Below are 17,709 nucleotides of genomic sequence, written 5' to 3'. Positions count from 1 at the left end.
TCAGTTCGGATCTCGGCGAAGTCCCTTCAGCGAAAGTTCGTTGAGGTAGGCGCTCCATCGAGCGTCCTGCTCGACGCCGAGCGTTGACAGATAGCGCCAGGTATAGAGACCGGTGTCGTGCCCGTCATCGAACACGATCCGTATCGCGTAGCGTCCCACCGGCTGGACGTCGCGGATCGCGACATCCCGCTTGCCGCCAACCGTGACGCGTTGTTCGGGTGAGTGACCCTGAACCTCGGCGGAGGGAGACAGGACGCGCAACAGTTCAGCGGGAAACCGATCCAGCGCGCCGTCGCCATGAACCACGGTCAAGGTCCGTCGATCGGGCGAAACGCGGATCTGCGCGGGTGCGCGATCCTGGTCCGTGGACGGCATCTTGATCTCCCTGAGACGCTTTGCTTGACCCCTCCCTATGCACCTTCCACATTCAGTCCCGAATTGAAAGAAAAGGACGACGCCGTCGCGCGTCGACGGTCCATGAATCTACTCGACCGATCCGCGCCGATCAGCACACACGCCGCCCCGATCATCGATCCCTTCGGGCGCGCCATCTCGTACCTTCGCATCTCGGTGACGGACCGCTGCGACTTCCGTTGCACCTACTGCATGTCCGAAACCATGCAGTTTCTGCCCAAACGCGATCTTCTGACACTTGAGGAACTCGACCGTATCGCGAGCGCCTTCATAGAGCGTGGTGTCCGACGACTGCGCCTGACCGGCGGCGAACCGTTGGTGCGGCGCGACCTGATGCAACTCGTTCGCTCGCTTTCCAGGCATCTCGCGACCGGTCGGCTGGGAGAGCTGACGATGACCACGAACGGTTCGCAGCTCGTCCGCTATGCATCGGAACTGGCGGATTGCGGCGTGAAACGCCTGAACGTGTCTCTCGACACGCTAGACCCCGAGAAGTTCCGCGCGATCACACGGCGCGGCGATCTGGCCCGGGTTTTAGAAGGTATCGAGGCTGCGCGTCGAGCCGGTATCCTGATCAAGATCAACGCAGTCGCACTGAAGGGTTTCAACGAGTTCGAACTCGCCGACATGGTCGCCTGGGCGCATGGCGAGGGTCATGAGATGACCGTGATCGAGACCATGCCGATGGGCGAGATCGACGAGGACCGAACCGACCGCTACCTTCCCCTCGATCTCGTACGCGCCCGGCTCGCCGAGCGCTGGACGCTGCGCGAGTCGGCGCACCGCACGGGCGGACCGGCGCGCTACGTCACGATCGCCGAGACAGGCGGTCGCCTCGGCTTCATCACGCCGATGACCCATAACTTCTGCGAAAGTTGCAACCGGGTGCGGCTGACGTGCACCGGCACGCTCTACATGTGCCTCGGCCAGGAGGATGCCGCGGATCTCCGGGCCGTGGTGCGCGGTTCCGAAGGCGACGAGGCGCTTCACCGCGCGATCGACTCCGCGATCGCCCGCAAGCCGAAAGGTCATGACTTCGTGATCGATCGCGCAACGCGGCGCCCGTCTGTATCGCGACACATGAGCGTGACCGGCGGCTAGGCTGTGGCGTTGGAACGACCGGGCGCGTCGAGCGTTGGCGACGCACCGCGAGTGACGCGGGTGTATCTGTGGGGAAGTCGATCATGAAGTCTGTCTGGAAGCCTGCCCTCGCCTTGGGTGCCGTCATGTTGATCTCGACAGGATGCACCACGTCCGAGCGGACCGTGGGCGGAGCCTTGATCGGCGGCGCCGGCGGTGCGGTCGTCGGCAACGCAGTGGGTGGCGGAACGGGCGCGGTCATCGGTGGCGTGGCCGGTGGTACCGCGGGTGCCGTGATCGGCCGCAACTCGGGCCGCCGCGGCTACTACTGAGGATAGCGTTCGGGATTCGGAGCCAGTCGACCAAACGGCGCTGGCTTCGTATCCTCAAGCATCCTAAGGCCTTCCCCATCGCGCCCGTTGGGGAAGTTTCGCTTGAAGTCGCCTGCCACGTCGCCTTCGGCGGCAGCCAACAACATACGCGCCGCCGCTCTCATGGTGGCATCGCAAGCGGCGTTCGCGGTCAACGACGCGCTCGTGAAGCTCTCGTCGGGCTCTATCGAGACCGCCCAGATCATGGCGCTCCGGGGCGTCATGACGACAACCCTTCTGGTTGCGCTGGCCTTGTGGTTTGGCGCGCTTCTTCCGATCCGGCATGCGTTCCATCCGGCCGTGATGTGCCGAGCCTTGGCCGACATCGCCACGACGATCGCCTACATTTCCGCGCTGCGTCACATGCCGCTCGCCAACACGACGGCGATTTTCCAGGCGCTTCCGCTCACGATCACCCTTCTGGCCGCCATCTTCCTGCGCGAGCAGGTCGGATGGCGACGTTGGTGTGCGATCGCGACTGGATTTCTCGGCGTGCTGGTCATCGTTCGACCGGACAGCGAGGGGTTCAACATCTACGCCGTCTGGGTGGTTCTTTCGGTCCTCGCGGCGGCCGTACGAGATCTCGTGACACGCGCCATGCCGAGCTCGATTCCGTCCCTGCACGTCGCCTGCATAACGGCTGGGGCGGTATGCCTGACCGGCTTCGCTTGGCTTCCGGTGGCTGGTTGGCAACCGATGACCGGCTCGCTCTGGGCTATGCTGGCGGTTGCAGCCGTTGCCGTCGGCGTCGGCTACGTTCTGATCGTCTTGGCCGTGCGCATGGGCGACATGAGCTTCGTTGCCCCATTCCGCTACACCGTTCTCCTGTCGGCGTTCGTTCTGGGCATCGTCATATTCGCTGAGATACCCCAGCCTTCCGCGCTTCTCGGCTCCGCCATCGTGGTCGCAAGCGGTGCCTACATGATTCGCCGCGAGACCCGACGGGGCATCAAGACCGCTGCAGAAGCCGAGGTACCGTGAATCGAAGGCGTCCCGTCATCGGCGTGGTTCTCGCAGGCGGTCGAGGCGCGCGCATGAACGCAGAGCGCCCCAAGCCGCTGCTCGCCCTCGGCGACCGGTCCCTGCTTGTCCGGGCGATCGAGCGTCTCCAGCCGCAAGTCGATGAGATCGTCGTGTCGGTAGCATCCAGCCTCGAACAGGTCGATCCGCGCTGGACATTCGTTGCAGACGCGGGTGGCTCGTTCCACGGCCCGTTGAACGGTGTCGTATCGACCGCGCGTCATGTCGAAGCCACGAAAGGGCTGTCGTCCTTCCTTCTCATGACGGCAGCGGCCGACACGCCCTTCTTTCCCCGAGACGTTGTTGCATCCTTGAGCGCCCGCGTACCGCCCGACGGCGTCGCCGTAGCCAGTCACCGAACCAACTGGATACCGACGTTTGCATTGTGGACCTCGGAAGCGATCGCGCAGATCGACGACGCTCCCGAGCGTTCGCTGCGCTCCGCGATCGGTGTCGTGCCGCACGTTGTCGTGGATTTCCCGGACATGGACGATGCGCCCGACGGGGATCCGTTCTTCAACATTAACACGCCAAGCGACATCGAGCGTGCTCGCCATCATGTGGCAGTTTACGGAAACCGCTAATTCCCGTCATCGCGGCCCTTGCGCCTCGTCGTGAAACCGGCAGTATCGCTGCGTTTATGGGCATGCTCGTTTCGAAGGCCCCTGCTCGGTGCCGCGAAGTCTCTGCCGTCTCCCAAGGAATGATCCTTTCATGCGAACCTTCAAGACCCTTCTCCTGACCGCAGCCGCCCTGTCGGCGCTCGCCGGCGTCGCGGCGGCGCAAAGCGGCGATGCCGACAAGACATGGACCGAGGTTCGCATCGGCTCGGAAGGCGCGTACCCGCCGTTCAACTTTCTGGATGCCTCCGGCAAGTTGCAAGGCTTCGATATCGATATCGCGAACGCGCTCTGCCAGCAGATGAAGGTGACCTGCACCTTCGTGACCAATGATTGGGACGGAATGATCCCGGCCCTGCAGAACGATCGCTTCGATGCGGTGATCGCGTCGATGTCGATTACGCCGGAACGCGAGAAGCAGGTTCTCTTCACCAACAAGTACTACAACACGCCGGGCGCGCTGGCCGTGCCGAAGGATTCGGCGATCGCGGACACGACAGCCGCATCGCTGTCGGGCAAGACGATCGGCGTCCAGGGTTCGACCACCCACTCGCAGGCCGTCGAGACCTATTTCCCGGACGCCGACGTCCGGGTCTACCCGACCGCCGAAGAGTACAAGCTTGATATCGAGAACGGTCGTCTCGACGCTGTCTCGGACGACATCGTCGTTCTGTCGCAGTGGATCGACAGCCCGGAAGGCGCATGCTGCAAGGTTCTTGGCTCGCTTCCTCCGAGCGAGCAGATCTACGGGCGTGGCGCTGGCATCGCTCTCCGCAAGGGCGACGAGAAGCTGAAGAAGATGTTCGACGACGCGATCGTCGCGATCCGAGCGGACGGCACCTACAAGACGATCCAGGACAAGTACTTCAAGTTCGACGTATACGGCCAGTAAGACACCAGGGACGCGCCGCAGGTGCACACGAGCGAACTGCGGCGCGGCGAGGCATACGGGCGGCGGATCCCGAGCGATCGGCCGCCCCCGGACTCGACACGTCGGGGCGTCCTGTGCCACGCGCAGGCCGCCCCAGCCGTTCCGTGGTGCGGGACGGCCGCGTGCCTGCGCCGGACCGCCTGACCATGAATTTCCTTCAGCTTCTCAGCTTCGGCGATACGGGATGGGGTGACGAGATCGCCTCCGGCGTGCTGGTCACGGCTGCGCTCGCCATCGCAACCCTTCCCTTCGGTCTCGGTCTCGGCTTCGCGCTGGCGGTTGCGAAACGAAGCGCCGATCCGGCCTTGCGTCTTGCCGCGCAGATCTACACGACCCTGTTCCGTGGCCTGCCCGAGTTGCTGACGCTCTTTCTCGTCTTCTATGGCGGGCAGAACGTCCTCAACCTCATGACCGGGGCTGTCGGCCTCCAGCAGGTCCTCCTGTCCAGCTTCGTCGCCGGCATGATCGGGCTCGGCATCGTCTTCGCGGCCTATGCCAGCGAGGTCTTCCTGTCCGCGTTCCAGGCGATCCCGACTGGGCAGTGGGAGGGCGGTCGTGCGCTCGGCCTGTCTCGTCTGTCGATTTTGCGCCTCGTCATCTTTCCCCAACTCGTCCGGATCAGCCTGCCGGGCCTGACGAACGTGTGGCTCAACCTTCTCAAGGATACCTCGCTCGTATCGGTGATCGGTCTTGCCGACATTCTGCGGCAGACCGGTGTCGCGGCCCGCGTCACGAGGGAACAGTTCTTGTTCTTCGCACTGGCATGCGTGCTCTACCTGCTTCTGACGTTCGTCTCGCTCTCGGTCGTTCGGCGTATCGAGAATTGGGCGCGACGTGGAGAGGCGGTGCGATGACATCTACGGCTCCCTCACAAATGCGTTCGAAGCCGGGCCTTCTCGGTCTCTCGATCCTTGGCATCTGGGTCGCAGGCGGGGTGGCGCTCGTCGTCTATCTCGTATCCGTCTTCAACCCATCCTTCATCGCGGCATACGGACCCGCGTACCTTAGCGGGCTGCGCGTCACGATCACGCTGGTCGCGATCTCCTACACGCTTGGTGCGCTTCTTTCGGTTCCGCTGGCGGCCGGGCGCCTATCGTCGAACCGAATCGCTCGCGGCATGAGCGGTGTCTATGTGACCTTCTTCCGAGGCACGCCCTTCCTCGCGCAGATCTTCCTGATCTACTATGGTCTCGGCTCGTTCCGGGCGGAGATCGAGATGGTGGGCCTGTGGTGGTTCTTCCGGGAGGCCTGGTACTGCGCGATCCTCGCCATGACACTGAACACCGCGGCGTATCAGGCCGAGATCCTTCGGGGCGCCATCGAGAGCGTTCCGGCCGGACAGTGGGAAGGGGCGAAGTCGCTCGCGCTTTCAAAGGCGACGACGCTCCGCCGCATCATCCTGCCGCAGGCCTTGATCGTCGCGTTGAGGCCTTACGCCAACGAACTCATTCTGATGATTAAGACCTCGGCCGTGGTTGCGATCATCACGGTGTTCGATCTCTTCGGCGAAACCCGTCGCGCGTTCAGTAAGACCTTCGACTTTCAGACATACATTTGGGCCGCCGTTTTCTATCTGGTGCTGGTTGAAGTGCTGCGGCATCTGACGGACTGGATCGAGCGTCGCGCGACCCGCCATCTGCAACGATAGACGCACCCTCTAAGGGCCGCAGGCCGGCGAAGAAGAGCTCGAACCGCTGATCGACCAGTGCCTGATTGATCTCGGATCGCTGCGGCAACTCGTGTCCGAAGACGAGACGTCGCAGGTCCCATGCGCACACCGCCTCGAGAAACTGTTCGGCCAGGAGGTTTGGCTCCCAGCGATCGGTGATCGTTCCTTGTTCTGCGCCGCGCCGGAACTGGAAGGCCAACGCCGTGACGAGGGGCACGAGGTAGCGCTCTCCGCCGAGCATCATTCCAGCATCGTCCCGGTGTCTCTGGGACTGCGACACGACGAGGCGGTAGACGGCGATGCTAAACGGCATCAGCACACGTCGGTGCATGTGATGCGCCATGTCGCGCAACACCGTCTCAGGCGGATCGGTGCGTTCATGGTAGCGGGTGAACTCACTTCGGGACGGGTCGAAGAGGTGGTCTGCGACAGCCTGAAGGAGGAGTGGTTTCGAGCGGAACCGGGCGTAAAGGGTGCGCTTCGAGATGCCAGCCTCGATGGCGATCGCTTCCATGCTCGTTGCGTCGAACCCGTCGGTGAGAAAGCGTTCTTCGGCTATCTCGACGATTCGTCGAGACACGTCCGCTTCGGAGTTCTTTGCCGGTCGCCCTCTCGGCCTAGGGGGACGTCGCGACGACGAAGTTCCGAGCGGCATTCCCAAACGCCCCTACACTGACGACAGCTACTTGCCGCAACGGCAATGGAGCCGATTCGGTTCAGGCACAGATAGACGCTTTCGGCATCTCACGGTCGAAGCGGATCTTGGCGTCGACGCCCCCTATCGCGCAGGTCGGCGAACCTGCTAGCGCAGTCGAGAACGCGTGGGCGGAGGGAAATCGATGAAGGTCGCATTCGTGGGCTTGGGCGTCATGGGGTATCCCATGGCAGGACATCTCGCCGGCAAAGGCGGACACGACGTCGCTGTCTACAATCGGACCGCCGCCAAGGCGCAGTCCTGGGCTTCGGAGCATCGCGGCCGTGTCGCCCATTCGCCGCGCGAAGCGGCGATGCAAGCCGATGTCGTCTTCATGTGCGTCGGCAACGATGACGACGTTCGCGGGGTGGTCTACGGCGACGACGGCATCCTAGCAGGCCTGTCCCCACAAGCCATCCTGGTCGATCACACGACGGCCTCCGCGACGCTCGCGCGCGAGCTCGACGAGGCGGTGACCGCCAAGAACGGCCGGTTCCTCGATGCCCCCGTCTCGGGCGGACAAGCGGGCGCGCAGAATGGCGTTCTCACCGTCATGGTGGGGGGCGGTGCCGACACGTTTGAAACGGTCCGCCCGGTGCTGGATAGCTACGCACGGATGGTCGGCCTCATGGGTCCCGCCGGAAGTGGACAGTTGGCCAAGATGATGAACCAGATCTGCATCGCCGGCCTGGTCGAGGGCCTCGCCGAAGCCTTGCACTTCGGCCAGCAGGCGGGACTCGATCTGGGCAATGTGGTCGATGTCATCTCGAAGGGAGCCGCCGGTTCTTGGCAGATGGAGAACCGACACAAGTCCATGGCGGAAGGCCGATACGACTTCGGCTTCGCGGTCGAGTGGATGCGGAAGGACTTGGGAATTTGTCTGGAGGAAGCTCGGCGCAACGGCGCCAAGCTGCCCGTCACCGCTCTGGTCGACCAGTTCTATGCCGAGGTCGAGACAATGGGCGGGCGACGCTGGGATACGTCGTCGCTCCTCGCACGCCTCACACGCTAGAAGCGCTCAGCGACCGGTGGCGTCAGGCGTCCCGGTCGCCCTTTTCCAAGATCATGTAGTCCAACGGCAGTTCCGTCGTGTACTTGATCTGTTCCATCGCGAAGGATGACGAAACGTCCCGGATTTCGATACGAGCGATCAGTCGCTTGTAGAAAGCGTCATAGGCCGCGATGTCGGGCACGACGACCCTCAGGAGGTAGTCGACGTCGCCGCTCATACGGTAGAACTCGACCACCTCGTCGAACTCCGACACGACCTCGGAGAAGCGCTTCAGCCACTCGACCGAGTGGGTCGCGGTGCGAACGGATACGAAAACGGTCACACGTGCGTTGATCTTCGTCGGATCCAGCACCGCGACGCGCCGCCGGATGACGCCCTCCTCTTCGAGCTTCTGGATCCGACGCCAGCACGGCGTGGTCGACAAGCCCACGCGCTTGGCAACGTCAGCCACCGCCAGGGTCGAGTCCTCCTGCAGCAGGCGCAGGATCTTCTTATCCAACCGATCCATTCCGTCGTTCCCCGTCAACACACGGCCTTGTATCAGGTCCTGTGGAAGCGTCACGTCAGTTGCGCCACGCGCGTCCGCAAGTCCGGCAACAGTTCGCGTTCAAACCATGGGTTGCGCTTCAGCCATGCGTTGTTGCGCCAGGAAGGGTGCGGTAGGGGCAGGAGTTGTGGCGTCGCGTCCCGAAACGCGGCGTTGCGCCAGGCCGAGACCGCCGGCCCGACGCCCCCGGACGGCAGGCCGACGCCTGCCCGGCGCGCATGCCAGGTCTGGGCGTATCCGCCGACCATGAGGACCAGCTCAAGCGAATCGAGACTCTGAAAGACCTGGTCGTGCCACGTCAGCCGGCACTCGCGGCGCGGCGGGCGATCACCGCCATGGCGATCGAGGCCCGGGAAGCAGAACCCCATGGGCACGATCGCGATTCGGCTGGCGTCGTAGAAGACCTCCGGACCGATCCCCATCCAGTCCCGCAACCGGTCACCGGAGGGGTCCGAGAACGGGACGCCGGATCGGTCGGCCCGAACGCCCGGTGCCTGACCGGCGATGCAGATGCGCGCTGTCGCAGAGAGAACCAGGATCGGGTTGGGTTCCGGTTCCAAGGCTTCGCCCATCGGCGCGTCTCGGCAGATGCGGCAGGCGCGGATCCGCGCACTCAAGCCGACCAAGGCAGAACGTCTCGCGCCATCGCTTCGGTCTGCATCCTCGGAAGACAGGGGTTTGGTCTCGCAGTTCAGCGTGGCTTTGTGCGTTTCTTAAGCCAATTCCTTAAGCTTTCCGCAACATGATGAAGCGGCCCAAACCGTGTTCCGGATCGAGTTCCGCCGCTCTCGATGTCATTCGCCGCCCCGCCCCCTCTTTCGACGACCCTGAACGGTTCTGATGCCGGAGGCGACGTCGGCCGAACGTTGCGCTTGGCACGCGAACGCCTCGTCTCGAGCGAAGGGCTCCCCCCGAGTATCGAACAGGATCTGCTGGGGCGGCATGTCGCGAGCGTTCCGCTGCTGGCGATGCTGCACATCACCTTGCTCGTGCTGGTTTGCCTCGTGCAATGGAACGACACCGGAACCCTGCCGCTGCGTTGGCTCGCCGTCGGCGTGGCGAGCCTTCTTCCTTCGCTGGCAGCCCTCGTCCTCTTCCACGCACGACCGGCTCTGCAACCCTCGATCGGACGCTGGCCGCGTTTGTTCCAGTTCGCGCTGGCAGTCATGGGTCTTCCCCTGATCGCTTGGACGCTGGGCCCGGATTGCGGCACGTGCGTGCCCGGCATCGGCGACGGTGCTCGCTTCGTGCTCGGTCTCGTTTGGGCGATCGGCGTTGCGTTTCTCGCCGCGCACCTGGCACATGCGGTCGCGTCGGGCCTCGTGCCCCTGGCGGCGGCGTCCGCTGTCTCGTTGGCCGACGGCGCCGTGTTCCCGTCGGATGTCTTCGAGACGGCGACACTGCTCTTGGTCGCAGCACTCGGTCTGGCCGCCCACCGGTTTCGCCGCTCGTCGATCGACGCGCTGCACCATCAGGTGCAGCGGGAGCAACTGGTCGCCGAGGTCGAGATCGCCCGAACGCACTTCGACGAGGCAAGAGCACGCGCCGAGGAAGCAAGCTTGGCGAAGTCTCGCTTCCTCGCGACCATGAGCCACGAACTCCGCACGCCCCTCAATGCCATCCTCGGCTTCTCCGAGGTGATCATGAAGGAGATCCTCGGACCGCTCGGCAACCCGACCTACAAGGAGTATGTCGGCGATATCCATACGTCGGGCCAGCACCTCCTGGATCTGATCAACGAGATCCTGGACCTCTCCCGTATCGAGGCCGGACGCTACACGCTGAACGAAGAGCCCGTGGATCTGGTGACCGTCGCCGAGGCGTCGATCGCCTTCGTCCAGCTCAAAGCCGATGCCAAGAATATCTCGTTGGTCGGTGAGTTCGAGCGCGACCTCCCCCAGTTATGGGGCGATCCGAGATCCCTTCGGCAGGTCACCCTGAACCTCTTGTCCAACGCGGTGAAGTTCACGCCGCCCAACGGGCGCATCCTGTTGCGGGTCGGCTGGACGGCCGGCGGCGGCCAATACGTGTCGATTCGCGATACCGGTCCCGGTATACCGTCGCACGAGATCCCGATCGTCCTGTCCTCGTTCGGACAAGGCGCTGCGGCGATCAAGAGTGCCGAACAGGGTACCGGCCTCGGTCTCCCCATTGTCCGCGCTCTAGTCGAACTACACAACGGCACGTTCGAACTTCATTCCGCCGTGGGCAAGGGAACCGAGGCGATCGCGATCTTTCCACATTCCCGGGTGTTGGAAGTGATGCCGGCGATGACGGAGCTGGGCTGACGGTCGCGTTTGCGTGAGGGCTATCCCTTGTCGTTGCGACCCGCGACAGCGACACCCAACTAGGAAAGCATGACGATTGACCGTCCCCTCGCCCTGTCGGCGCGAATGTCGCCTGTCACCCAAAGGGGACGTTTGTCTCGCGTGTCGACGGACGATCTCGGAGATCACGCGGTGGTCCACGATGGGCGAAGCCGAGCAACGTTCGGTTCTCGATCGTTTGCGAGGCGAAGCCTGCTCGTGACGCGGTTCGCATGACGTTCGGCCCTTTTGGCATTCTCCTCGCGGTTCTGGTCGTTGGTGGCGCGTTCCTCGTTCTCGGCGGAGCGCCCTTGTTGGGCATCCCCGACGGGGACTTCGCAGGTCTCCTGTACGGCGGTGTGCTCGCCGCTGTGATCGGCGCCGGCGTTCTTCGCTCCGCCCGCGGACGCTGGGTCAGCGCAGCTCTCTCCGCCGGCACGTGGTTGGCTGCTTTTGCCGTCGTGACCGCGCTGTACGTCTTCGGTCCGGAACTCCGGTTCGTCGGTGATCGGATGTTGTCGGCTCTTCAGCCCGGACGCACGTCCACCACCGGCGAAGCCGGCGACAGACGCATCTCCGTGGAACGGTCGGGCGATGGACAGTTCCATGTCGACGCGTCCGTTAATGGCGTCACCCTTCGCTTCGTCGCAGACACGGGTGCCAGCGTCGTCGCCCTCGATCAGGCATCAGCGGCCCGCGCCGGTATTCCCGTCGATACGCTGCACTACGGAACGCCCATTCGGACCGCCAACGGCGTTGCGCAGGCGGCCGGTGTTCGCATCGATCGCTTGTCGGTGGGCGGGATCGAACGACGCAACGTCTCGGCCGTTATCGTCGATCAAGACCTCGGCATCGGCCTTCTGGGTCTGAGCTTCCTCGATACGTTCCGTTCCGTCGAGTTTCGTGGCAACCGACTGATCCTGACGGAGTAGATGGTCAGGCCGCGACCGTCTCGATCGGCTGCACCTCGGCAAAAGCCCTGGCAAGCACTTGGACGTCCGCGCCGGGGCGCGCCCCCTCCTCCGATAGAATTTGACGCCAGCGCCTTGCGCCGGGGCGGCCGGTGAAAAGTGACGTCATGTGGCGCGTTACCTGGCCGAGGCGGCCACCGCGTTGGATATGGCTGTCCGCGTAAGCCATCATGGCCTCGATCAACTCGGCGTCTCCGATCGGTCGGCGATCTGTCCTCGCGATCAACGGCGAGACGTTGCGCAAGTCGTCGGGCTGTCCATAGGCGGCGCGTCCCAGCATCACGCCATCAACCCGGTCGAGTTGGGCGGCTCCGGCCGCAACGCTGGTCAGGCCGCCATTCAGGCCGACGAAGACGTTTGGAAGGCGTCGCTTCAGCGCGTAGACTCGATCGTAGTCGAGCGGCGGGATCTCTCGATTCTCCTTGGGGCTCAAACCCTGCAGCCATGCCTTGCGCGCATGGACCCAGATCGCCGTGGCGCCGGCCTCGACAGCCTCGTCCGCGAGGGCGTCCAAGGCTGGCCCCGGATCCTGTTCGTCGACGCCGATCCGGCACTTCACGGTGACCGGCACGTCGACGGCGTCCCGCATCGCGCGCAGGCATGCGCCAACAAGCCTCGGCTCCCGCATCAGGCAGGCTCCAAAGGCCCCCGACTGGACGCGGTCCGAAGGGCAACCGACGTTGAGGTTGATCTCGTCATACCCCATCTCGGCACCGATCGCGGCGGCGCGAGCGAGCTTCTGGGGATCGGAACCACCGAGTTGCAAGGCGACCGGATGCTCTGCCGGGTGGAAACCAAGGATCCGATCTTGGTCTCCATGCAGCACCGCGTCTGCCACCACCATCTCCGTATAAAGGAGCGCGTCGGGCGCAAGCAGCCGGTGCAGCATCCGGCAATGCCGATCCGTCCAATCGATCATGGGGGCAACGGCAAAGACCGGCATGCCGGCTTGGTAAAGGGATATCCTATCGCGGGTGGTCGCCGTCATGGTCGGGTTCGACCCTTTCTCGCCAAGTCGCAGGCAGGAACGGTTCGAGGCTCCCGCCGTGGAAACAGTCCGGCCAAAAGTTCGGACGGTTCGGCCTGCTTTGCAAAAGCCGAGGGATTGCCTATACGCTGCCTCTTCAACCGATCTTCCGCATCTACGAGGTACGCGTCTTGTCTTCAACCTTCGACCGCGTGGCCGACATCATCTCCGAAACCAGCGAAATCGATCGCAGCCAGATCACGCCCGAGAGCCATACGATCGACGACCTCGGCATCGATTCCCTCGACTTTCTGGATATCGTCTTTGCGATCGACAAGGAGTTCGGCATCAAGATCCCGCTGGAAACCTGGACGCAGCGCGTCAACGACGGTCAGGCCAGCACCGAAGAATACTTCGTCATGAAGAACCTCGTCGCAAAGATCGACGAGCTGCGTGCGGCTAAGGCCGCCTGAGGCAGCCGCCGCGCCGAGCAACGGAAGACCGCGCTTCGCAACGCTCGCGGTCGTTTTGGAAACGGAATTGTCATGCCGGACGCCCTGCATACGGTGCTGATCACGGGGGTTGGCCTCGTATCGTCGCTCGGTGAGGGTGTCGAAGCGCATGTGTCGCGTTTGCGGGATCGGGCGACACCGCAGCCTCGCATCGAGGCCGATCGCTTCGCGCCCTACCTCGTCCATCCGCTGCCAGAGATCGACTGGAGCCGGCAGATCGCCAAGAAGGGCGACCAGCGGCAGATGGAGACCTGGCAGAAGATCGGTGTCTACACGGCAGGTCTAGCGCTGGACGATGCCGCGATACCAGTTGACGAAAGCGTGCGCTCGGGAATCGACATGATCGTCGCTGCTGGTGGCGGTGAGCGTGACCCGTCTGTCGATGCGCTGGTGATGGCGCGGGCTCGCGGAGTCGATGACCCGCGTCCGCTCATCAACGAGCTCCTGTCGAGCGAACTGCGTCCGACCCTGTTTCTCGCCCAGCTTTCGAACCTGATGGCCGGCAATATCTCGATCGTTCACAAGGTGACGGGCTCCTCGCGCACGTTCATGGGTGAGGAAGGGGCCGGCGTTTCCGCCGTCCAGGTCGCCGCGGCACGCGTGCGCGCTGGTCAGAGCCGTATCTGCCTGGTCGGCGGCGCCTTCTCCGCCGAGCGCAAGGATCTTCTCTTGAACTACGAACTGGCGGGTCTGCTTCCGCGCAACGGATGGCAACCGGTTTCCGAGCGACGGGGTGATGCCGGCGGTATCGTGCCGGGAAGCATGGGGGCGTTTCTGGTTCTGGAGTCTGCGGACAGCGCGCGAGAGCGTGGCGCCACGGCCTATGGCGTGGTCCGCTTCGTCGCGGGGGATCGCGGTCGGCCGGATGCCATGAGCGAACGGCTCGGCGCCATGGTCGAGGCCAGCGGTGTCGACGGTGACGATGCGCTGGTGCTGTCCGGCGCGACCGGCCTTGCGGACGACATGCTGCGGGAGACGCAGGCCTTGTTCCCTCGTCTGGGAAGCGCGCCGGTCCGAGCGGTCGCGAACCTGGTGGGGCACGGTTTCGAGGCGCAGTTTCCGGCGTCGATTGCGTTGGGTGCAATCTGTCTCGCGCACGGCATCCTTCCGGCGCCCGCCGGCGGAGGCGAGGAGCGACCGGCGTCCTTCGCGCCGCGTTCGGTCGTCGTCACGAGTCACGGTCATCGGCGTGGCGAGGGCGTCTGCGTCCTCGAGTCCACTGCGGCGTGAGGAAACAAGAGACGGTTATGCCTAGCAGCGATCTGGATCATCTCGGTCGTCCCGTCGTCGCCGTGACCGGCGTCGGCCTCGTCACATCGTTGGGCCGCGGTGTTGCGGACAACTGGACGGCTCTGACCGCCGGTCGCTCGGGCATTCATACGATCACGCGGTTTCCGACCGACAATCTTCGCACGACGATCGCTGGCACCGTCGACTTCATGAACGTCGAGCCGTGGAGTGGCATCGATCTCTCCTATGCGCTCGCCGAGGCTGCCGGTCGTGAGGCAATCCAGCAGTCCGGTCTACCGGACGGGGATTTCGCGGGTCCCCTGTTCCTCGCGGCGCCCCCGATCGAACTGGAGTGGTCGCAACGGCTTTATCTCGATGGGCTACCCGGCGAGGCTCGCGAAGAGGCAGGCTATGATCGCCTGCTCGATCTGGCGCGCTCCAATCGGTCGCAGTCGATCTACGACCTCACTCTGTTCGGCGGCATCTCGGAGCGACTGTCCGATGAGCTCGGGACGCGCGGCCTTCCGGTGACGCTTTCCACCGCTTGCGCCTCGGGTGCCAGCGCGATCCAGCTCGGCGTCGAGGCCATCCGACGCGGAGAGACCGAGCGCTGCATCGCTATTGGCACCGACGGATCGGTCGGTGCCGAAGCGTTGATCCGCTTCTCGCTTCTGTCCGCTCTTTCGACGCAGAATGCCGTACCGGAGCGCGCTTCCAAGCCCTTCTCGCGAGACCGCGACGGTTTCGTCATGGCGGAAGGCGCCGGTGCGTTGGTTCTCGAATCGCTGTCGGCGGCGCGGGCACGAGGCGCGACCGTGCTCGGCGTTCTCCTGGGGGTGGGCGAGAAGGCGGATGACTTCCACCGCACTCGCTCCAAGCCTGACGGATCGCCGATCATCGCGACGCTTCGGGCCGGTCTGGCCGACGCGGGTCTGCGTCCGGAGGACATCGGGTACATCAACGCTCACGGCACCTCGACGCCGGAAAACGACCGGATGGAATATTCGGGCCTTGCCGCCGTGTTCGGCGAGAACATCCAGCACACCCCCATCTCGTCCTCGAAGTCCATGATCGGACATACGCTGACGGCGGCCGGCGCCATCGAAGCGGTGATCTCGATCCTGGCGATGCGTGAGGGCGTTCTGCCGCCGACCATCAACTACGACCAACCCGACCCCGCTATTCCGCTCGATACGGTGCCGCATACGGCACGATCCGCCGACGTTTCGGCCGTGCTGTCGAACTCCTTCGGGTTCGGCGGACAGAACGTATCGCTGGTTCTCGGGCGCGAACCGCGCGCCTGATACCGAGCCCGAGCCCGAGCGAAGCCAAGGTTTGACCAACATGCGCGCACTGCAACTCATAGCCGACAAGGACCTGCGGCTCGTCGAAATCGAAGAGCCGGGCGCGCCCGGACCGGGCGAGGTCACTGTTCGCATCTCGGTGGTCGCTCTCAACCATATCGACGTCTGGGGCTGGCGCGGCATGGCGTTCGCCAAGCGCAAACTGCCCTTGACGATCGGCGCGGAGGCATCGGGCGTTGTCGAGCGCCTGGGCGAAGGAACCAGTGGTCTTGTTCCCGGCCAACTGGTCTCGATCTATGGCGCGCGAACTTGCGGTCTCTGCAAGGCGTGCCGCGCCGGTGCCGACAACCTTTGCGAACATGTGGGCGGCGTTCACGGCTTTCACCTCGACGGGTTCGCCCAGGAGCGCATCAATCTGCCGGCCCGGCTGCTCGTCCCCGCCCCACCGGGCTGCGACGCGATCGGTGCCGCGTTGGCGCCGGTGACGTTCGGCACGGTCGAGCACATGCTGTTCGACAACGCCAAGCTCGAGCCCGGCGAGACGATCCTCGTTCACGCTGGCGGGTCGGGCATCGGAACCGCAGCCATTCAGCTTGCGAAGCGGCACGGTGCGACCGTAATCGCGACGGTCGGCTCCGACGAGAAGATAGAACCCGCGCGCGCGCTCGGCGCGGATCATGTGATCAACTATCGCACGGATCGTTTCGAAGGTGCCGTCCGCAAGCTGACCCGAAAGCGCGGTGTCGATGTCGTGTTCGAGCATGTCGGCGCCGATACGTTCGCCGGTTCGATGCTGTGCATGCGCCGTGGTGGGCGTCTGGTGACATGCGGTTCGACGTCGGGTGTGTCGACGCAGGTCAACCTCATGATGCTGTTCCAGCAGCAGCTGCGCCTGATCGGTTCCTTCGGATGCCGCATGGAAAACATGGCCGACGCGATGCAGAAGATGGCCCGCGGTCTGGTTCGCCCGGTCGTCGATACGCAGGTCGACTTCGGCGAGATCGGTGTTGCCTTGAGCCGGATGGAGGGGCGTCAGGTCTTCGGTAAGATTCTGCTTCGACTGGATCAGGAGGAGCTGCGGGCCGCAGCATGAACCAGCGGCTCGCGCGGGCTTGGAAGCTCCAGAAGAAGGCACGGAATTACCTCGTCGCGCAGGTCCTATTCGCCATCCTCGCGTTGCTGCGCCGCTTTCCGGCGGAGCGTGGGCTGGCGCTGGCGGATCGTCTCGCCCGCTGGATCGGTCCCTGGACGCCGCGACACCGGCTCGCGGTCGCCAATCTGAGGGCTGCCTATCCGGACCGTAGCGACGCTTGGATCCAGGCGACGGCCGTTTCGAACTGGGGCCAGATGGGGCGAGTTGCCGCCGAATATGTCTTCCTAGATGCTTTGTTCGACTTCGATCCATCGCAGCCGGCTGGTACCGGGCGTATTGAGGTCGAAGGGATCGAGATCTTCGAGGCCCTGCGCGACAGCACGCGCCCGACGATCTTCTTTACCGCGCATTCGGGCTGCTTCGAGCTCCTGCCCATCTGCGCCGCAACGTTCGGTCTAGAGGTCACCGCCCTCTTCCGGCAGCCGAACAATCGCTACATCGCGCGTGAGGTGCAGCGTACGCGCCGCACGAACAGCGGCAAGCTCGTTCCGTCCAAGGCGGGTGCGGCTTGGGCGCTCGCCGGCGTTCTCCAACGCGGCGGACATGTCGGCATGCTCGTCGATCAGAAGTTTGCGAAGGGCCGGCTTGGCACGTTCTTCGGTCGCCCTTGCCGCACGAATCCGCTTCTCGCCAAGCTGGCTCGTCAGTTCGATTGCGACGTTCATCCCGCTCGCTCGATCCGACTTCCCGACGGACGCTATCGCTTGGAACTGAAGCCGAAACTCGAGCTTCCACGGGACCCGAGCGGAGACATTGACATCGATGCGACGTGTCAGCTGCTGAACGACGTCGTCGAGGCGTGGGTGCGGGAGCATCCCGAACAATGGATGTGGTTCCACAGACGCTGGCAGATCGACCCGCCCGCTCGCGCCGTGAACTGACTTGTTAACGGTCCGCCGCCTATGGTT

Annotated in this window: 20 protein-coding genes and 1 pseudogene; 16 read left to right on the top strand and 5 right to left on the bottom strand. The window is 64.3% G+C overall.

The window, feature by feature from the left end; all coding sequences use genetic code 11:
* Positions 1–375 (bottom strand): gamma-butyrobetaine hydroxylase family protein, encoded by a 375-nt coding sequence (locus BLQ76_RS08140; RefSeq protein WP_090671688.1) that lies wholly within the window; start codon positions 373–375, stop codon positions 1–3.
* A 102-nt stretch (positions 376–477) separates the two neighbouring features.
* Here BLQ76_RS08140 and moaA point away from each other — a divergent pair, with 102 nt between their 5' ends.
* The 7 genes from moaA (at position 478) to BLQ76_RS22510 (ending at position 6,084) form a co-directional block, all read left to right on the top strand.
* Positions 478–1,515, top strand: a complete 1,038-nt coding sequence (gene moaA / locus BLQ76_RS08135; protein ID WP_090671684.1) for a GTP 3',8-cyclase MoaA — start codon at positions 478–480, stop codon at positions 1,513–1,515.
* Positions 1,516–1,598: 83 nt separating this feature from the next.
* Positions 1,599–1,826 (top strand): YMGG-like glycine zipper-containing protein, encoded by a 228-nt coding sequence (locus tag BLQ76_RS08130; protein ID WP_090671681.1) that lies wholly within the window; start codon positions 1,599–1,601, stop codon positions 1,824–1,826.
* Between the two features lie 102 nt (positions 1,827–1,928).
* Positions 1,929–2,846 carry a DMT family transporter gene (locus BLQ76_RS08125; protein ID WP_244519530.1) on the top strand — a complete coding sequence of 306 codons (918 nt, stop codon included), beginning with the start codon at positions 1,929–1,931 and terminating at the stop codon, positions 2,844–2,846.
* Positions 2,843–3,469 (top strand): molybdenum cofactor guanylyltransferase, encoded by a 627-nt coding sequence (gene mobA / locus BLQ76_RS08120; RefSeq protein WP_342028244.1) that lies wholly within the window; start codon positions 2,843–2,845, stop codon positions 3,467–3,469. The genes BLQ76_RS08125 and mobA overlap by 4 nt, the downstream gene beginning before the upstream one ends.
* A gap of 130 nt (positions 3,470–3,599) precedes the next feature.
* Positions 3,600–4,397: an ABC transporter substrate-binding protein gene (locus tag BLQ76_RS08115; protein WP_090671674.1), complete on the top strand. Its 798-nt coding sequence runs from the start codon at positions 3,600–3,602 to the stop codon at positions 4,395–4,397.
* A 185-nt stretch (positions 4,398–4,582) separates the two neighbouring features.
* Positions 4,583–5,290, top strand: coding sequence for an ABC transporter permease (locus BLQ76_RS08110; RefSeq protein WP_090671669.1), 708 nt, complete (start codon positions 4,583–4,585; stop codon positions 5,288–5,290).
* A gap of 20 nt (positions 5,291–5,310) precedes the next feature.
* Positions 5,311–6,084: an ABC transporter permease gene (locus BLQ76_RS22510; RefSeq protein ID WP_244519529.1), complete on the top strand. Its 774-nt coding sequence runs from the start codon at positions 5,311–5,313 to the stop codon at positions 6,082–6,084.
* A gap of 460 nt (positions 6,085–6,544) precedes the next feature.
* On the opposite strand, the pseudogene BLQ76_RS22725 reads toward BLQ76_RS22510, so the two are convergent.
* Positions 6,545–6,760: pseudogene (locus BLQ76_RS22725) on the bottom strand (helix-turn-helix domain-containing protein); the annotation flags it as partial.
* 166 nt (positions 6,761–6,926) lie between these two features.
* Between BLQ76_RS22725 and BLQ76_RS08095 the strand changes: the two are divergent.
* Positions 6,927–7,811 (top strand): NAD(P)-dependent oxidoreductase, encoded by an 885-nt coding sequence (locus BLQ76_RS08095; RefSeq protein WP_280140058.1) that lies wholly within the window; start codon positions 6,927–6,929, stop codon positions 7,809–7,811.
* Between the two features lie 22 nt (positions 7,812–7,833).
* On the opposite strand, the gene BLQ76_RS08090 is transcribed toward BLQ76_RS08095, so the two are convergent.
* Entirely contained in the window at positions 7,834–8,319 is a 486-nt protein-coding gene (locus BLQ76_RS08090; protein ID WP_062011542.1) for an Lrp/AsnC family transcriptional regulator, read from the bottom strand.
* A gap of 50 nt (positions 8,320–8,369) precedes the next feature.
* Positions 8,370–8,930 (bottom strand): uracil-DNA glycosylase family protein, encoded by a 561-nt coding sequence (locus BLQ76_RS08085; protein WP_090671657.1) that lies wholly within the window; start codon positions 8,928–8,930, stop codon positions 8,370–8,372.
* A 300-nt stretch (positions 8,931–9,230) separates the two neighbouring features.
* Between BLQ76_RS08085 and BLQ76_RS22670 the strand changes: the two genes are divergently transcribed.
* From BLQ76_RS22670 to BLQ76_RS08070, 3 genes are all read left to right on the top strand, one after another.
* On the top strand, positions 9,231–10,646 hold the full coding sequence (locus tag BLQ76_RS22670; protein WP_280140057.1) for a sensor histidine kinase: 1,416 nt from the start codon (positions 9,231–9,233) through the stop codon (positions 10,644–10,646).
* Positions 10,647–10,722: 76 nt separating this feature from the next.
* Positions 10,723–10,887, top strand: a complete 165-nt coding sequence (locus BLQ76_RS08075) for a DUF1289 domain-containing protein (RefSeq protein ID WP_090671651.1) — start codon at positions 10,723–10,725, stop codon at positions 10,885–10,887.
* A 10-nt stretch (positions 10,888–10,897) separates the two neighbouring features.
* The gene (locus BLQ76_RS08070) at positions 10,898–11,596 is read left to right on the top strand and encodes a retropepsin-like aspartic protease family protein (protein WP_090671648.1); all 699 of its coding nucleotides are present in this window, start codon (positions 10,898–10,900) and stop codon (positions 11,594–11,596) included.
* A 4-nt stretch (positions 11,597–11,600) separates the two neighbouring features.
* Here BLQ76_RS08070 and dusA read toward each other — a convergent pair whose 3' ends face one another.
* The gene (dusA, locus tag BLQ76_RS08065) at positions 11,601–12,623 is read right to left on the bottom strand and encodes a tRNA dihydrouridine(20/20a) synthase DusA (RefSeq protein ID WP_090671644.1); all 1,023 of its coding nucleotides are present in this window, start codon (positions 12,621–12,623) and stop codon (positions 11,601–11,603) included.
* A 170-nt stretch (positions 12,624–12,793) separates the two neighbouring features.
* Between dusA and BLQ76_RS08060 the strand changes: the two genes are divergently transcribed.
* The 5 genes from BLQ76_RS08060 to BLQ76_RS08040 all read left to right on the top strand — a co-directional run bounded on the left by BLQ76_RS08060 (position 12,794) and on the right by BLQ76_RS08040 (position 17,682).
* Positions 12,794–13,075, top strand: a complete 282-nt coding sequence (locus tag BLQ76_RS08060; RefSeq protein ID WP_062011556.1) for an acyl carrier protein — start codon at positions 12,794–12,796, stop codon at positions 13,073–13,075.
* A 72-nt stretch (positions 13,076–13,147) separates the two neighbouring features.
* The gene (locus tag BLQ76_RS08055; protein WP_090671641.1) at positions 13,148–14,344 is read left to right on the top strand and encodes a beta-ketoacyl-ACP synthase; all 1,197 of its coding nucleotides are present in this window, start codon (positions 13,148–13,150) and stop codon (positions 14,342–14,344) included.
* Positions 14,345–14,361: 17 nt separating this feature from the next.
* Entirely contained in the window at positions 14,362–15,648 is a 1,287-nt protein-coding gene (locus tag BLQ76_RS08050) for a beta-ketoacyl-ACP synthase (protein ID WP_090671638.1), read from the top strand.
* 40 nt (positions 15,649–15,688) lie between these two features.
* Positions 15,689–16,741 carry a zinc-binding dehydrogenase gene (locus BLQ76_RS08045; protein ID WP_090672636.1) on the top strand — a complete coding sequence of 351 codons (1,053 nt, stop codon included), beginning with the start codon at positions 15,689–15,691 and terminating at the stop codon, positions 16,739–16,741.
* Complete coding sequence (locus BLQ76_RS08040) at positions 16,738–17,682, top strand: lipid A biosynthesis lauroyl acyltransferase (protein ID WP_090671635.1); 945 nt, start codon at positions 16,738–16,740, stop codon at positions 17,680–17,682. Before BLQ76_RS08045 ends, BLQ76_RS08040 begins: the two co-directional genes overlap by 4 nt.
* Positions 17,683–17,709: the final 27 nt, after the last annotated feature.

The organism is Aureimonas jatrophae, assembly GCF_900104035.1.
In the GTDB taxonomy this organism is placed as follows: Bacteria; Pseudomonadota; Alphaproteobacteria; order Rhizobiales; family Rhizobiaceae; genus Aureimonas; species Aureimonas jatrophae.
The sequence above is the reverse complement of the archived record's forward strand: the minus strand, read 5'-3'. Positions and strand labels throughout refer to the sequence as shown.

Bases quoted from the DNA above. Each gene is read 5' to 3' on its own strand.
- BLQ76_RS08140 (WP_090671688.1), bottom strand. From the start codon at position 375: ATGCCGTCCACGGACCAGGATCGCGCACCCGCGCAGATCCGCGTTTCG.
- moaA (WP_090671684.1), top strand. From the start codon at position 478: ATGAATCTACTCGACCGATCCGCGCCGATCAGCACACACGCCGCCCCG.
- BLQ76_RS08130 (WP_090671681.1), top strand. From the start codon at position 1,599: ATGAAGTCTGTCTGGAAGCCTGCCCTCGCCTTGGGTGCCGTCATGTTG.
- BLQ76_RS08115 (WP_090671674.1), top strand. From the start codon at position 3,600: ATGCGAACCTTCAAGACCCTTCTCCTGACCGCAGCCGCCCTGTCGGCG.
- BLQ76_RS08110 (WP_090671669.1), top strand. From the start codon at position 4,583: ATGAATTTCCTTCAGCTTCTCAGCTTCGGCGATACGGGATGGGGTGAC.
- BLQ76_RS22510 (WP_244519529.1), top strand. From the start codon at position 5,311: ATGCGTTCGAAGCCGGGCCTTCTCGGTCTCTCGATCCTTGGCATCTGG.
- BLQ76_RS08090 (WP_062011542.1), bottom strand. From the start codon at position 8,319: ATGGATCGGTTGGATAAGAAGATCCTGCGCCTGCTGCAGGAGGACTCG.
- BLQ76_RS08085 (WP_090671657.1), bottom strand. From the start codon at position 8,930: ATGGGCGAAGCCTTGGAACCGGAACCCAACCCGATCCTGGTTCTCTCT.
- BLQ76_RS08070 (WP_090671648.1), top strand. From the start codon at position 10,898: ATGACGTTCGGCCCTTTTGGCATTCTCCTCGCGGTTCTGGTCGTTGGT.
- dusA (WP_090671644.1), bottom strand. From the start codon at position 12,623: ATGACGGCGACCACCCGCGATAGGATATCCCTTTACCAAGCCGGCATG.
- BLQ76_RS08055 (WP_090671641.1), top strand. From the start codon at position 13,148: ATGCCGGACGCCCTGCATACGGTGCTGATCACGGGGGTTGGCCTCGTA.
- BLQ76_RS08050 (WP_090671638.1), top strand. From the start codon at position 14,362: ATGCCTAGCAGCGATCTGGATCATCTCGGTCGTCCCGTCGTCGCCGTG.
- BLQ76_RS08045 (WP_090672636.1), top strand. From the start codon at position 15,689: ATGCGCGCACTGCAACTCATAGCCGACAAGGACCTGCGGCTCGTCGAA.
- BLQ76_RS08040 (WP_090671635.1), top strand. From the start codon at position 16,738: ATGAACCAGCGGCTCGCGCGGGCTTGGAAGCTCCAGAAGAAGGCACGG.